The organism is Desulfurobacterium sp. (assembly GCF_027028515.1).
In the GTDB taxonomy this organism is placed as follows: domain Bacteria; phylum Aquificota; class Aquificia; order Desulfurobacteriales; family Desulfurobacteriaceae; genus Desulfurobacterium_A.
In genome coordinates this window covers 1-14,621 of record NZ_JALVIW010000032.1, presented here as the reverse complement: position 1 = coordinate 14,621, position 14,621 = coordinate 1, and the positions used below count along the sequence as shown (strand labels likewise).

14 protein-coding genes are annotated in these 14,621 nt (G+C 37.4%); 6 read left to right on the top strand and 8 right to left on the bottom strand.

Going from position 1 to position 14,621, the window contains the following annotated elements; all coding sequences use genetic code 11:
* The coding region (locus tag MV676_RS02885) for an adenosylhomocysteinase (RefSeq protein ID WP_297445099.1) at positions 1-199 on the bottom strand (199 nt) is incomplete at its 3' end.
* 10 nt (positions 200-209) lie between these two features.
* Positions 210-1,313: a histidinol-phosphate transaminase gene (gene hisC, locus MV676_RS02880; RefSeq protein WP_297445096.1), complete on the bottom strand. Its 1,104-nt coding sequence runs from the start codon at positions 1,311-1,313 to the stop codon at positions 210-212.
* Between the two features lie 103 nt (positions 1,314-1,416).
* Between hisC and typA the strand changes: the two genes are divergently transcribed.
* Positions 1,417-3,237, top strand: coding sequence for a translational GTPase TypA (gene typA, locus MV676_RS02875; RefSeq protein ID WP_297445094.1), 1,821 nt, complete (start codon positions 1,417-1,419; stop codon positions 3,235-3,237).
* A 49-nt stretch (positions 3,238-3,286) separates the two neighbouring features.
* Entirely contained in the window at positions 3,287-5,074 is a 1,788-nt protein-coding gene (gene aspS, locus MV676_RS02870; protein ID WP_297445092.1) for an aspartate--tRNA ligase, read from the top strand.
* Positions 5,075-5,204: 130 nt separating this feature from the next.
* Here aspS and MV676_RS02865 read toward each other — a convergent pair whose 3' ends face one another.
* Positions 5,205-5,765, bottom strand: coding sequence for a hypothetical protein (locus tag MV676_RS02865; RefSeq protein ID WP_297445090.1), 561 nt, complete (start codon positions 5,763-5,765; stop codon positions 5,205-5,207).
* Positions 5,766-5,888: 123 nt separating this feature from the next.
* On the opposite strand from MV676_RS02865, the gene MV676_RS02860 reads away from it, so the two are divergent.
* The 4 genes from MV676_RS02860 to MV676_RS02845 are packed head-to-tail and all read left to right on the top strand — an operon-like array spanning position 5,889 to position 9,715.
* Positions 5,889-6,404, top strand: coding sequence for a DUF2148 domain-containing protein (locus MV676_RS02860; protein ID WP_022846468.1), 516 nt, complete (start codon positions 5,889-5,891; stop codon positions 6,402-6,404).
* Positions 6,405-6,407: 3 nt separating this feature from the next.
* Positions 6,408-6,971, top strand: coding sequence for a CorA family divalent cation transporter (locus tag MV676_RS02855; protein ID WP_297445088.1), 564 nt, complete (start codon positions 6,408-6,410; stop codon positions 6,969-6,971).
* A 48-nt stretch (positions 6,972-7,019) separates the two neighbouring features.
* On the top strand, positions 7,020-8,258 hold the full coding sequence (locus MV676_RS02850; protein ID WP_022846470.1) for an MBL fold metallo-hydrolase: 1,239 nt from the start codon (positions 7,020-7,022) through the stop codon (positions 8,256-8,258).
* The gene (locus tag MV676_RS02845) at positions 8,255-9,715 is read left to right on the top strand and encodes a hypothetical protein (RefSeq protein WP_297445087.1); all 1,461 of its coding nucleotides are present in this window, start codon (positions 8,255-8,257) and stop codon (positions 9,713-9,715) included. The genes MV676_RS02850 and MV676_RS02845 overlap by 4 nt, the downstream gene beginning before the upstream one ends.
* 7 nt (positions 9,716-9,722) lie before the next feature.
* Here the strand turns inward: MV676_RS02845 and wbaP are convergent, their stop codons facing one another.
* From wbaP to MV676_RS02820, 5 genes are all read right to left on the bottom strand, one after another.
* Entirely contained in the window at positions 9,723-11,099 is a 1,377-nt protein-coding gene (gene wbaP, locus MV676_RS02840; RefSeq protein WP_297445086.1) for an undecaprenyl-phosphate galactose phosphotransferase WbaP, read from the bottom strand.
* A 19-nt stretch (positions 11,100-11,118) separates the two neighbouring features.
* Positions 11,119-12,111, bottom strand: a complete 993-nt coding sequence (gene rfbB / locus MV676_RS02835; RefSeq protein WP_297445085.1) for a dTDP-glucose 4,6-dehydratase — start codon at positions 12,109-12,111, stop codon at positions 11,119-11,121.
* Between the two features lie 27 nt (positions 12,112-12,138).
* Positions 12,139-12,690: a dTDP-4-dehydrorhamnose 3,5-epimerase gene (rfbC, locus tag MV676_RS02830; RefSeq protein ID WP_297445084.1), complete on the bottom strand. Its 552-nt coding sequence runs from the start codon at positions 12,688-12,690 to the stop codon at positions 12,139-12,141.
* Positions 12,680-13,405: an O-antigen ligase family protein gene (locus MV676_RS02825; RefSeq protein WP_297445083.1), complete on the bottom strand. Its 726-nt coding sequence runs from the start codon at positions 13,403-13,405 to the stop codon at positions 12,680-12,682. The genes rfbC and MV676_RS02825 overlap by 11 nt, the downstream gene beginning before the upstream one ends.
* Positions 13,406-13,908: 503 nt before the next feature.
* Positions 13,909-14,621: sugar phosphate nucleotidyltransferase (locus tag MV676_RS02820; RefSeq protein ID WP_297445082.1), on the bottom strand; the 713-nt coding region annotated here is incomplete at its 5' end.

Genomic DNA, 14,621 nt, shown 5'->3' with positions numbered 1-14,621 from the left:
CCTCTTTGAGTGTTCTCACAAGGTTTGCCGTTTCTGTTGTAACGTGAAGGCACACACCAAGCTTTATCCCTTTAAGGGGCTGCTCTTTTATAAAGCGTTCTCTTATTTCTTTCCTTAGAACGGGCATGTCCATCTCTGCCCACTCTATTCTGTCCCTTCCTTTGTCTGCAAGTGAAAGATCCTTTACGTGATATTCCATCGTTTCCCCCTTATTTTTTCATCTCTTCAAGGACTTCTTTAAGTTTATCAATGAACATGATGTTTTCTTTCATTGTTCCGATGGTTACCCTTATACAGGTTGGGAAACCGTAACCGTCCATTGCCCTCACAATTACACCTTTTTCAAGAAGCCTTCTGAATACTTCCCTTGTAGGAAGTCCAACGTCTACCAAAATAAAGTTTGCATATGTGGGAACATAATTTAATCCCAACTTTTCAAATTCTTTATAGAGGTACTTTTTTCCTTCTTCGTTAACAACCTGGGACTGTTTTATAAACATTTTGTCTTCTAATGCCGCTACGCCTGCAATCTGAGAAGGCCTGGTAATATTAAATGGCTGTCTTATTCTGTTCATGTCCGCTATTATCTCTTCTTTTGCAACCCCATAACCAAGTCTCAGTCCTGCAAGGCCGTATATCTTTGAAAAGGTTCGCGTTACTAAGATGTTTTTGTCGTAGATGTACTCAACGCCGTTTTCGACATCAAGTCCAGCACCAACGGCGTACTCATAGTAAGCTTCGTCGAGGACTAAAAGAACATCATCAGGAAATTCCTTCAAAAATTCTTCAAACTCTTTCTTTGTGAATGCAGTTCCTGTTGGGTTGTTTGGGTTTGCAAGAAAAACAACAGCGGTGTTTTCGTCTATAGCGTCAAGGTGGGCTTTTAAATCCATGTAGTAATTGTCTTTTGCCTTGACAACTTTATGCTGTGCACCGGCAAGTTGAACAACTATCTGATAGACTGCGAAAGACTTTTCACTATAAACGGCATTTTTTCCAGGGCGAAGGTAAGCTCTTGAGATGATATCTAACGCCTCATTTGAGCCAAGCCCGACGAAGATGTTTTCAGGTTTCACGTTTAGGTGCTGTGCCAGTGCCTTTTTAAGGTAGTAAGAGTTTCCGTCAGGATAACGGTTCAGGTTCTTAAGGTCTTCAATTATAGCCTGAACGCCTTTTGGTGAAGGGCCTAAAGGGTTTTCATTTGAGGCAAGTTTTACGATGTTTTTTATTCCTAACTCTTTTTCAAGTTCTTCGATAGGTTTTCCCGGTTCATAAACGTGTACTTCTTTTATGTGTTTTGGTAGTTCAAACATTTCTCTCTCCCTGTTTTTGGTCTGATTATTGGGAAATTATACTATTTGACTTCTTACTTTTTCCGGGTATATTTAGCCGTCTAAACCATAAAGAGGTGAAACGATGGAAATAAGGAATATTGCTGTTATAGCTCACGTTGATCATGGAAAAACCACTCTGGTTGATGAACTTTTAAAACAGAGTGGTACTTTAAACGAGAGAAAGGATTTTGGCGAAAGGGTAATGGATAGCAATGACATAGAGAAAGAGAGGGGAATAACTATCCTTTCAAAAAACACGGCTATCTACTACGGTGATTACAAGATAAATATCATTGACACGCCGGGACACTCAGATTTTGGCGGAGAAGTTGAACGTGTTTTAAAAATGGTTGATGGCGTTCTCCTCCTTGTAGATGCACAGGAAGGAGTTATGCCTCAGACGAAATTTGTCGTTAAAAAAGCTCTTTCTCTTGGGCTTAAACCGATAGTTGTTGTTAATAAAATAGATAAACCGGCAGCAGAACCTGATAGGGTTGTTGATGAGGTTTTTGACCTTTTTGTCAATTTGGATGCCACTGATGAACAGCTTGATTTTCCAGTGCTTTACGCTGCCGCAAGAGACGGTTATGCAAAGTATGATTTAGGTGATGACAATCTTGACCTTAAACCTCTTTTTGAAACGATAATTTCTCACGTTCCAGCACCTTCCGGAAGCGAAGATGCTCCTCTCCAGATGCAGGCTTTTACGCTTGATTACGATAACTATGTTGGAAGGATAGCAATAGCAAGGATTTTTAACGGAAGGGTTAAAAAAGGACAAAACGTTTTGCTGCTTAAAAAGAATGGCGAGACCATGAATGGAAGGATTACAAAGCTTATTGGTTTTAAAGGACTTGAAAGGATTGAGATAGATGAGGCTGTATGTGGTGATATTGTTGCTTTCGCCGGTTTTGACACAATTGATATCGGTGATACCGTGGTGGATGTTGAACACCCCGAACCTCTTGAGCCTCTGCATATAGAGGAACCAACACTTAGCGTTTACCTGAGTGTGAACGATTCACCACTTTTTGGAACGGAAGGTAAGTACGTTACTGCAACAAAGCTTAAAGATCGTCTTGTGAAAGAGGCAAGAACAAACATCGCCATGAAGTTTGAGGAAATAGGTGAGGGTAAGTTCAGGGTTTCAGGAAGGGGAGAACTTCAGATATGTATTCTTGCCGAAAATCTGAGGAGAGAAGGTTACGAATTTTCCATAAGCAGACCACAGGTTATTGTTAAAGAAGAAAACGGAAAGCATCTTGAACCCTTTGAACTTCTTGTTGTTGATGTTCCGGATGATTTTGTGGGGACGGTTATAGAAAAGCTTGGGAAGAGAAAGGCTGAAATGGTTACCATGATGCCTATGGGAAATGGAAGAACAAGGATAGAGTTTGAGATTCCCTCAAGAGGCCTTATCGGCTACAGAAGCGAGTTTTTAACCGATACAAAAGGTGAAGGGATAATGAACAGTTCTTTCCTTGAATATAGGGAGTTTAGAGGCATTCCTTACAGACGTGGAAACGGTGCGATGGTTTCAATGGCCAATGGTGAGGCGGCCGGTTACGCTCTCTACAACCTTCAGGAGAGGGGAAAACTGTTTGTTAAGCCCGGAGACAAAGTTTATGCAGGAATGGTAATTGGTGAACATAATCGGAGTGGTGATATAGATGTGAATCCTATAAAAGGGAAGAAGTTAACTAACGTTAGGGCTGCTGGAAGTGACGATGCGATAAAACTTGTTCCGCCGGCTGAAATGACACTGGAAAAGGCCCTTGAGTGGATAGAAGAGGACGAACTTGTGGAAGTTACGCCTGAGAGCATCAGAATCCGGAAAAGGTACCTTGATATAAGCGAGAGAAAAAGAATGGCGAAATCAACAGTCAGGTTGGGAGAGAGTTGAATAAAGAGTATAATTAGCGCTGAAAAATTTTCGTAAGAGAGGTATCGTGATGTTGGATCACTTTGGCGATTTTGAAAGAAGTCACTACTGTGGTGAACTTGATGAGAAAAACATTGGTGAAGAGGTTTGCCTCGCCGGATGGGTTGATTCTACCAGAGACCATGGTGGCGTTGTATTTATAGATTTGAGAGATAGAACGGGAAAGGTTCAAGTTGTTATTAGTCCCGAAATAGACGAAGAGCTTACAGAAAAGGCAAAGAAGATAAAAGATGAATATGTTCTTGCTGTAAAGGGAAAGGTGAGAAGAAGACCGGAGGGGACGGAGAATCCCAAAATCTCAACGGGAAAAATAGAAGTTTATGTTGAAGAGTTAAAAGTACTTAATCGTTCTTTGCCGTTGCCGTTCCCTGTTGAAGATGAGATAAAGGTAGGTGAAGATACGAGGCTTAAATATAGGTTTCTTGACCTGAGAAGAAGGAAAATGCAGGAGAACATCATTTTTCGCCATAAACTTTATCAGACTGTTAGAAGGGTTTTTGATAAAGAGGGATTTATTGAAATAGAGACGCCATTTCTTACAAAGAGCACGCCTGAAGGAGCAAGAGATTTTCTCGTACCAAGCAGAATATATCCCGGGAAGTTTTACGCTCTTCCCCAGTCACCACAGCTTTTTAAACAGATACTTATGATTTCAGGATTCGATAAATACTTTCAGATAGTGAAGTGCTTTAGGGATGAAGATTTAAGAGCGGATAGACAGCCTGAATTTACTCAGATAGATTTTGAGATGTCTTTTGTGAGAGAAAAAGATGTAATGTCCTTTGCAGAAAAGCTTATAAAAACAGTTTATAAGGAACTACTTGATATCGAAATCGAGACACCTTTTCCGGTTATGTCTTACGATGAAGCTATGGAGAGATTCGGAACGGACAGACCGGATACGAGATTTGGGCTGGAACTTAAAAACCTTACCGATATAGCTAAAAGTTGTAATTTTAAAGTTTTTAGAACGGTTGCGGAAAATGGCGGTATAGTTAAAGCCTTAAATTTAAAAGGTGGTGCTTCTCTCTCAAGAAAAGAGATCGACGAACTTACAAAATTTGTTGGAATTTATGGTGCGAAAGGGCTTGCCTGGATTAAAGTTCAGCCGGACGGTCTTCAATCGCCGATTGTCAAGTTTTTTACCGAGGGTGAAATAAATGAAATTTTGAAAAGACTCGAAGCTGAACCGGGCGATATTCTCTTTTTCGTAGCTGATACAGCTGAGGTTACAAACCACGCACTTTCTAACTTGAGGCTTAAACTTGGAAAGATGGCCGGCTTTATTGATGATAGCAAGATTAATATCCTTTGGATTACAGATTTTCCTATGTTTGAGTGGAATGAGGAAGAGAACAGATGGGAAGCTCTTCACCATCCATTTACAAGTCCTAAAGAGGAAGACGTAGAAAAGCTTGAAGTGGAACCGGGAAGTGTAAGAGCCAGAGCTTATGATATGGTGCTGAACGGTGTTGAAATAGGTGGGGGAAGTATCCGTATTCACAGACCGGATATTCAGAAAAAGGTATTTAAAGTAATAGGTATGTCAGAGGAAGAAGCAAACGATAGGTTTGGCTTTTTATTAGAAGCTCTGCATTACGGTGCGCCTCCTCACGGTGGCATGGCATTTGGACTGGATAGGTTGTGTACAATTATGAGAGGTGAAGAATCTATAAGAGATGTAATAGCGTTTCCAAAAACACAAAGAGGGCAATGTTTACTTACGGGTGCTCCAGATAGCGTTAGGCCGGAACAGCTTGCGGATCTTAAAATATCAGTTGAAGTTGATGAAGAGTAGTTATTCAATATTTGAATTTTTATCAGATTTTATCGGGCTTCCTCTTTAAAAAGGAAGCCTTGCAATTTGAGCATGCTTTTAAATTTTAATATCCTGAAAACGTTTATGTGAAGGAATTTTTCATTTTAAGTTAAGATATAATTCCTTTATTCCTTAAACTTTTGTATGCATCTAAGAATTTTTTGACTTTTCCCATTGAAAATATGGCCTGGTATAGAGAGTAACCTGATAGAAGATAACCAAGCAACAAAACCTCTTCCACACTTTCAAGGTGAAAGTCTTTTACGTTGACATTAATATTTTCATTGTCTGGAAAATCTCTGATCTCGTCAACTTCCCTTATAACATCTAAAAATAACGTTTCAAAATCCTGAATCTTAAACATTTCCTCTTTTTCTTTTGTAACTGTTTCGAAAAAGACATCTTCAAAATCTATAAGAAACATAAATATGGTTGCCTTTATAAAACTTTCAACAGGAATTTTGTTGTTCATAAAGTTGAAGTACAGCAAAACGGACTCTTTGCAGTCACATTCAAGAGCCACAAGTGCCCCTTCTTTAAAAGAGAGGAAGAGACGCTTTCCATCTTTTTCATGAGTAAGGCATAAATTAATTGTCATCTTCATCTGTGTAACCAGCTTTATCAGGTCGAAAAACTCTTGATAAGAAGAAAATTTTCCTTTCAAAACCATCAAAACACTCCATACCTGATTTGACAAATATTATACTCTTTTTGTTTTAATAGTGAAATCGTATGGAGATTAACAAATAGGGTATAATTAGTTTTGATTGCAAAGGCTTTAATGGAGGTTTTTATGGAATTTATCTCAAAAACCGTTTTATCCATAGCTGAAATGATGTGTGCTGCTGCAATCACCGCACCGAAAGGCAAAGGTATTAATCTTTTACACGTTGAGGTGTTTACAGGTTCAAAAAAAGATGAAGTGGCAGAACTCATGGCTACGATAGGTAGAGAAAAAAACATTCCCTTTTTTATAAGAGATGCCGAAAACGTTTTTGACGCAGTGTGTGTGGTGTTCATAGGAACAGCTATAACACCAAGGAGAGTGCCAAACTGTGGATTTTGTGGTGCAAAAAACTGTGAAGATGCGCTTTCAAGAGGGATACACTGTGCCTTTGCAACAGGTGATTTAGGGATAGCCATTGGCTCGGCTGTATCCATGGCCTCACTACACCACATAGATAACAGAATAATGTTTTCCTTTGGAAAAGCAGCAATAGAAGGTGGATTTGTTCCTGAAAAAATAAAAGTGGGATATGGCATACCGTTGTCCGTAAGTGGAAAAAACATATTCTTTGACAGGAAGTAGGTTATGGGAAAGTGCTGGCTTTTGTTTAAAACAGACAATGGAATTGAAACGGACACTTTGGATGTTGCTCAGCTCTATCGTGCTATTGAAAAACGACCGATATGGATACATTTTCGCAACTTAGATGAAGAGATAGAGGATTTCCTTCTTGAGAAGCTGAAAATAAATGAGCTGTCTCTTGAAGATGCTACTTTTGAAGACAGGCCTAAAGCGGAAACTTTTGAAAACTACGTTTTTGTACTTCTAAAGAGTATTCACTATTTAAGGGATCTTGCTGATGAACTTGTGATGCTTTATGATCACATAGATACGCTTCACGAAATGCTCCAGAATATATTCTCTGTATTTTCCTCTCTTGTAGAGTTCAAGCTGAACGATATAATGAAAACTCTCACTATCATTATGACCGTATTTGCACCAATTACGATGATTTCTGGATACTACGGTATGAACATTGTTGACCTTCCGTTTGCCGATTCTCATATTGGTCTTTTTATAGTAACGGGAATGATGGTACTTATGAGTATGGCCTTCATGGTATATTTCAGAAAGAAACAGTGGATTTAGGGGAAAGTACTCTTCCAAAAATGTTCAAAGGGATTAAATTAATTTGCCATGGATATGATGATTCCTCTTGGTGGCGGAAATGAGATAGGTGCAAGTGCCTATCTCTATATGATAGGTGGAAAAAATATACTGATAGACTTTGGAATAAGGTTTAATCCAGAAGAACCGTATCCGGATCCTGAGTTTTTAAAAACGCTTGCGCCTGAACTTGACGCTATAATAATAACTCATGCTCATATAGATCACTGCGGTGCTTTTCACATAATATCCAGCTTCTATCCAGAAACACCCGTATATACAACATTTGAGACAGCAGAACTTTTATCGGTAATGGTGGAAGATGCTATAAAGGTTAGGTACATTGGGATAGAGGAGGAAGCAACATCTGAATATAAACTGTTTGACGAAGCGTTTTTAAGGATAGAAAGAAAGGATTTTTTCTCATCGATAGTGATAGACAACATTGAGATCACTCTGTACCCTGCGGGACACATACTTGGTGCAGCTGCTGTTTTAATGAAATGGGAAGGGAAAACGCTGTTTCATACAGGTGATATTTCGTTGAAAGACCAGATAACAGTAAAAGGTGCTGTTTTACCGGAAGAAAAGATTGACTATCTGATTATGGAAAGCACCTATTACTATACAAAAACCGAAAAAACTTCTGGCGAAACATTAGAGGAAAGTATAAGCCGTATTCTTAGTAGAAAGGGAAAAATTCTTATTCCTGTATTTGCTTTAGGAAGAGCACAAGAGATAATTTCTATTATTAAGGAAGGCATAAAAAGCGGTGAAATTCCTCCTGTTAATGTTTACGTTGATGGTCTTGCCAGGGAGATATGTAACATTTACGAACATAATATCGACAGGGAATTTTTCAATTTTTACATACAACCGGCACCAAGATACGAGGGACTGTCATTTGAGGAGGCATGTGAAGAAAATATAAGAGAGGCTGACATAATTGTTTCAACTTCAGGAATGTTGATGGAAAATACACCTTCTCACGCCTATGCAAAAATCATAGGAAAAAGAGGGAAAAACGGCATAATATTCAGCGGTTATTTATCTGAGGAAAGTTTTGGATTTAAACTTATGAAAAACCGCCATCAATTTAAGCAATTCAAATGTGAAATTTTAAAGCATCATCTGTCAGCACATTCAAAAAGAGAAGATCTTGAAAAAATCAGAAGAATTCTCAGACCTGAAAAAACAATTTTAATACACGGTTATCCTGGAAAACACCACAAAGAGCATGCGGCCAATAGGGAGGTTATTTACCTTTGAGACTTTATCTGGGGTATCCTGAATCTTACGCAGATGAAAGAACTTTTAAACTTAAAGATCTTTTTCTTAAAGAGGTAAACGTTTCTTATGACTCTATTCCTGTAGAAGTGAAGAAAAAGCTACTTGGCCTTCTTGATGCATTGAAAGAAAAAGATTACGTATTTATAAACGATATTTATTATGATGCCTCTGATATTTTGGAATTTGCACTTTTCGGTATTAAAAATCAGAAAATAGAAAGAGTAATACTTCCTGGATATACTTATGGAAAACCCACATTTATAATAAGAGAAAGCTTAAAAACGATTTTAGGCAAGAAGAAAAATGACATAAACATTTTTTATGACTTTAATCTGTTTACAGAAGAAACGCTTGTAATAAATATTGGTTATAGAGAGACATCTTTATCGATTGGGGGTAATTTTTTATCGGTTATCAACATTGGAGAATTCAACTTCATTGACGTATTCGGCAATTATCTCTTTAACCGATTTTTGAGGGATATGAAAATTTCCAATGTATCTCTGAGAAAGGAAGGAAAAAGAGGAAAATATCTTGATAAGTTCAGAGCAATGGGGGCAAGAGTTCTTCTTAAACGGAGTGATGAAATTTGCGTTAAAGAAGAAAACTACCAAAGAAGAGTCAGTGATGAAGAAGTAAAAATGGCTCTTACTCCTTTGGCGGGACAGGTTAACTTTGGTGAATTTACGCCAGAGATTACAGACTTATCATCGGCTATAGTTAATGCTCTTTACGCCTATGAAGAGGAAAAGAGAGAAAAACCTATTATCAAAAAAATTGCAATAATAGGAAGGATTGCCAACCTATACAGGGAAACAGTAGAGAGGATTTTCGGTTTACCGCCAGAAATTGTAAATTCTCAAGAGCTACTTAAAAAAGAAGTTATTAATTGTAAGAATAGAATTTCTTTTCACAGGATGAAAACTAAATATAACGGAAAGAGTTATTCAGAGATAGAAGATTTACCTGTAAAACGCAGGAGCTTCAAAGAATTGCTATTCGAACTGAGGAAAGATTTCAGGAAGAGAGATGTTACTGGTGTGAAAATTATAGAGACGCTTACGGAAATGAACCTGAACAGTTATGAAATGAGGACATTTATAAATGAACTTTTGACGATGGTGAGGATTGCTTCATTTAAAGATGCTAAAATGATACCTTACATAGACTATATAATTGCCGCATTTTCGAAAATAGAAATTCCTGAAGATCTCTTTTGCGAAGTGGAAAATTACATAAAAAAAGTTGCGTTTAGATGGAATTTACCGCTTAAAACGAGGATGAATATTATCTACTTTTGTTACAGACACAGAGAGAAACTTCAGGGGAAAGAATGGTTTAAAATTCTTCTTCCTTTGACAATAACATGGATGCGGGATAAAAAATTGACAGAGGGAGAAAGGCAGTTTATCAGGACTGCTACGGAAATCAGATAATTACCTGTCAGTAAGCACCTTCCTTCTTCAAAACTGCCTTAACCGTTTTTATAAGAATGATTATATCAAGCCAGAGAGACCAGTTAAGTACATACCAGGTATCCAATCTTACACGTTTATCGTAATCGGTATCACTCCTTCCGCTTACCTGCCATAGACCGGTTATTCCTGGTTTTACAAGGTAGTAATATTGGGCAAAATCTTTGTAGTACTTTTCTATCTCTTCCTTAACTACAGGCCTTGGGCCAACGAGACTCATATCCCCTTTAAGAACGTTGAAAATCTGAGGAAGTTCATCAAGAGATGTTTTTCTTAAAAATTTTCCAACTTTTGTGATTCTGGGATCGTTTTTTAATTTGAAGTAGGTTTCCCATTCTTTCCTTATCTCTTCATTTTCGGCAAGTAATTTTTCCAATCTCTGCTGGGCATCTTTATACATAGTTCTAAATTTTATTACACCTATTATTTTTCCATCTTTACCTACTCTATTATGGACGAAAAATACCGGGCCTTCAGAATCAAATTTTATCAATATAGCAATAATGGTAATAATAGGAATGAGAATGGGTAGCAGTAGGATGGAAACAGTTAAATCAAATAATCTTTTTAAAAATCTATTGGTAAAGTATTTTAAATTATTTTTTACGGACAGTAGAAACATTTCAGAAAAAAATAGAGGATAAAGTTCGGAGTTTAAAAAAGCCAGTCCTTTAATATCAGGAACGAAAAGAACATTTCTGGCAGATTTATGAATTTTAGCAAGAAACTTTTCAGTATCACCCTCAAAGCTGTCCGGAATGGCAACGATAAGTGTATCAGCCTCAAGATCTAATAATTCCTTTTCGTACGAGAAATTAGACGGGGAAATTTCTATTCCTTTATTTACGTGATATCCCATAAAGTGATCTTTGTCAAAGATTTCTTTAATTTTATCTATGAATTCTCTGTTACCAACAGCAGTTGCTTCTTGCTTCCACAGGGAAAGTCTGTATAGTAATGCTTTGAGAAATTTTCTACTAACAGCAAATATTGGAATAGAAATCATCCACAGGATAACTACTGTGGTTCTTGAAACGTGCTCACTTAACCTTCCAAGAGACACAACAGAAAGTATTATTATTGTTGCAAAGCTTACAGCTTTTATTATTCTTTTAACCTCTTCCCAGAATGGAAATCTTGAAGTGTAAAGTCCCTGAATCCAGAAAGAAAATATGTAAGCTATCGGAAACCACCATAGTGAAAGCAGTTTGCCAAAAGTCATATAGTAATGAGGCAGGAATTTATCGCTAAGCCAGAGTCTTAAAATGTACGCTGCTAATAACGAAGCGTAAAAAACAATCAAGTCACAAAATAGCAGAATCACGGCCGATACATACTTACGCATATCTTTCTCCGGGAAGAGGTTATTCTGAATAGACTTTTTGCCAATAGGCTTTCAAATAATCTAATTTTCGATTCACCCAGTCAATATTATCAAGATACCATTTAACTGTCTTCTCTATGCCTTCCTCAAACTTAACCTTTGCCTTCCAGCCAAGTTCTTTTTCTATTTTTTCTGTATTTAGAGAGTAACGGAAATCGTGGCCGGGCCTGTCTTTTACAAATGTAATTAACTCTTCAGGTTTGTTTAAAAGAGAAAGGATTGCTTTCACGACTTCTATGTTTCGTTTCTCTTCTCCACTTCCGACATTATAGATTTCCCCAGGTTTCCCTTTTTCTATTATGGAAAAGACCGCTTCAGAACAGTCTGAAACGAAGAGCCACTCTCTTACATTTTGCCCTGTTCCATAGACAGGGATTGGTTCATTGTTTAGAGCTTTCAGGATAACCACGGGAATAAGTTTTTCAGGGTACTGCCAGTAGCCGTAGTTATTTGATGGACGGACTGTAATGACAGGGAGACCATAGGTTCTGTAGTAGGCTCTTCCAAGCATGTCTGCAGAAGCTTTACTTGCAGAGTACGGAGAATTTGGATTTAAAGGTGTCGTTTCAAAAAACTGCCCTTCTTCTCCAAGTTCGCCATAGACCTCATCTGTAGCTATATTGATGAAAAGTTCCGTATCATTATTCTTCGCGACATCAAGTAAAGTTTGTGTTCCTCTGACGTTGGCTTCTATAAAGGGTGAAGCATCAAGAATACTTCTATCTACGTGACTTTCAGCTGCCCAGTGAACAACAACATCGGGTTTTTCTCTTTTAAAAATATCCTCAAGAAACTCACAATTGTTGATATCACATTTATAGAAGGTGATTTCATCTTTGACCTCTTTCAACCTTTCAAGGTCGCCTGCATAGGTAAGTTTATCAACAACCACAGTTTCAATGCCTCTTTTAATAGCCTGTCTAACGAACTCACTTCCGATAAAACCAGCTCCGCCTGTTACCAGTATTTTCATAATGCCTCCGTGAAGTAAAGTTATGTTTTAAAGTAGTTCTGCTTCTTGCAGAAATGGAGCGTTCCTATCTTTTTCGGATAGTAAAGGTTCTTTATCAATGGGCCATTCAATACCTATTTGTGGGTCGTTCCATCTAATGCTTCTGTCATGTTCCGGTGAGTATTCCGAACCGGATACTTTGTAAACGATCTCTGCTTCTTCGGAAAGTGTCAGGAAACCGTGAGCGAAACCTTCAGGTATCCAGAGCATAAGCTTGTTTTCCTCGGAAAGTTCCACGCCGACCCACTTTCCAAAAGTAGGACTTCCTTCTCTTATATCAACAGCAACATCAAAAATTCTGCCCTTTATGCATCTGACCAGTTTCCCCTGCATTTTAGGTTTTGCTTGATAATGAAGACCTCGTAGAACGCCTTTTCTGGATTTTGAATGGTTATCCTGAACAAACTCTCCGTTTATTCCTGCTTTAGTAAAGTCAGATTTTTTGTAGGTTTCCAAGAAAAATCCTCTTTCATCACCAAAAACACGGGGTTTAACAATAATAACTTCAGAGATTTCTGTCTTTAAAAATTCAAACGGCATGATTCCTCCTTTCAAATTTGTTTTCACTGTTAAGTAGAACAAAAATAAATACGTAAAGCAAGACAACTGTTGATGAGTAGAGATAAGGATTGAACCAGCCTGAAAATAAGAATAGAGCAAGATAGAGGATAGAGAACAGCTCTCTTCTTTTAAGGAATTTAGTGAAAACATATATGATGAGTGTAAAGAATATTGCCATTCCTAAAACTCCAAATTTTGGGAAAAAGGAAAGGATTTGCTCTTCATAGGAAAAAGGATTTGTTAAAGATCGAATACAGCGATAACTAAATGCACCTATGCCTGAACCTAAGAGAGGTGATTTTTTAAATAAGTCGAGAATAACTGCTGTCTGTTGTAGCCTAACCATGTCCGATGCTTTTGTGGCTTTCGACAGGAATCTAAGTTTTAAAAATGATAAAAGTGCTTTACTGAAAATTGTGGAAATAAACAACATAATGGCGGCAAATGCACCGATGTATTTCTTATTTAAGTTTGAGTAATACAGCATTAGTGCTAAACCTGTTAGAAAGACCACTATCAGGTATCTTGAAAAACCGCTAAAAACGATAAATGCACAAAGAAAAAGCAGAAGGAATTCTTTTTTGTTAAGAACAGCCATTTTCTTTTTAAGAAACCAGGAAATGATAAAAGGGTAGAATGCTGCGATTATGTCAGTTGGTAAGTAAACTCTATACAGGTTAAATGGTAATTTCATGGTGATAACATTTGTCGAAAAATAAGTTTTAAAAAAATTTAATAGCAGTTGAGCATCATGGTATTTTAATACTTTATAATAGGCAATAAACTTTATGCAAAACAAAACAAGGATTGATAATCGAAACATTTTAACAAGAGTGTTTAGCGAGAATGCCAGGGAAATGAACCAATAAATAATTATTGAGAGATAAAAAGTAACAAACATTAATTTAAATTCTTTAATAGATGTGTAACCGAAGTTAATATAGCCAATAAATAAATAGAAAGTTAGAAATTCTGCAAAAAGCAGAATGGATAAAATAGTGTTTTGGCTGATTTTTATGTTGAACTTGACTGCATAAATGATGAAAATTATTAACAACAAAGCTGCGAATATTGTTTTGACGGGGAAGCCCAATAGTTCACCTGAAGGAAGAGCTGTAATAAAGGTGCCTAAAAAGAGAAAAAATCCTTCACTCACTCTGTAAAGAAACTTTCCCACTGTTGATTTCCCGTAACAAATCAAGGTTTTTTCGCAAGTTCCATTAGATATTTTCCATATTCAGTTTTTCTTAGCGGTTCCGCCAGTTTAATAAGTTCTTCCTTCGTTATCCATCCATTGTTGAAGGCTATCTCTTCTATACATCCAACCATCAGACCGGTTTTCTTCTCTATGGTGGCTACAAATTCACCTGCTTCAAGAAAACTGTCATGGGTACCTGCATCGAACCAGGCAAAACCACGGCCAAGAAGTTTTACTTTTAATTTTCCGTCTTTAAGGTATTTCTCGTTAACAGATGTTATCTCAAGTTCCCCTCTTTCTGAAGGTCTAACGTTCTTTGCTATTTCAACGGCCCTGTTATCGTAAAAGTACATACCAACTACGGCATAGTTGGATTTAGGGTTCTTTGGTTTTTCCTCTATAGATTTGACGTTACCTTCCTCATCAAACTCAACTATTCCGAATCTTTCAGGATCTTTAACGTAGTAGCCAAAAACATAGGCACCACCACCCGTTTCAATTTCTTTTTTCGCGTCTTTCATAATACGGACAAGGTCATGACCATAAAAAATGTTATCACCTAACATATAGCATATGTTATCGTTGCCAATGAAATCTTCAGCAAGAACGAGTCCTTCAGCTAAACCATTAGGTTTTTCCTGAATTGTGTATTTTATGTTCATACCAAGGTGAGAACCGTTGCCAAAGAGTTTTTTAAAGGATTCAATGTCAC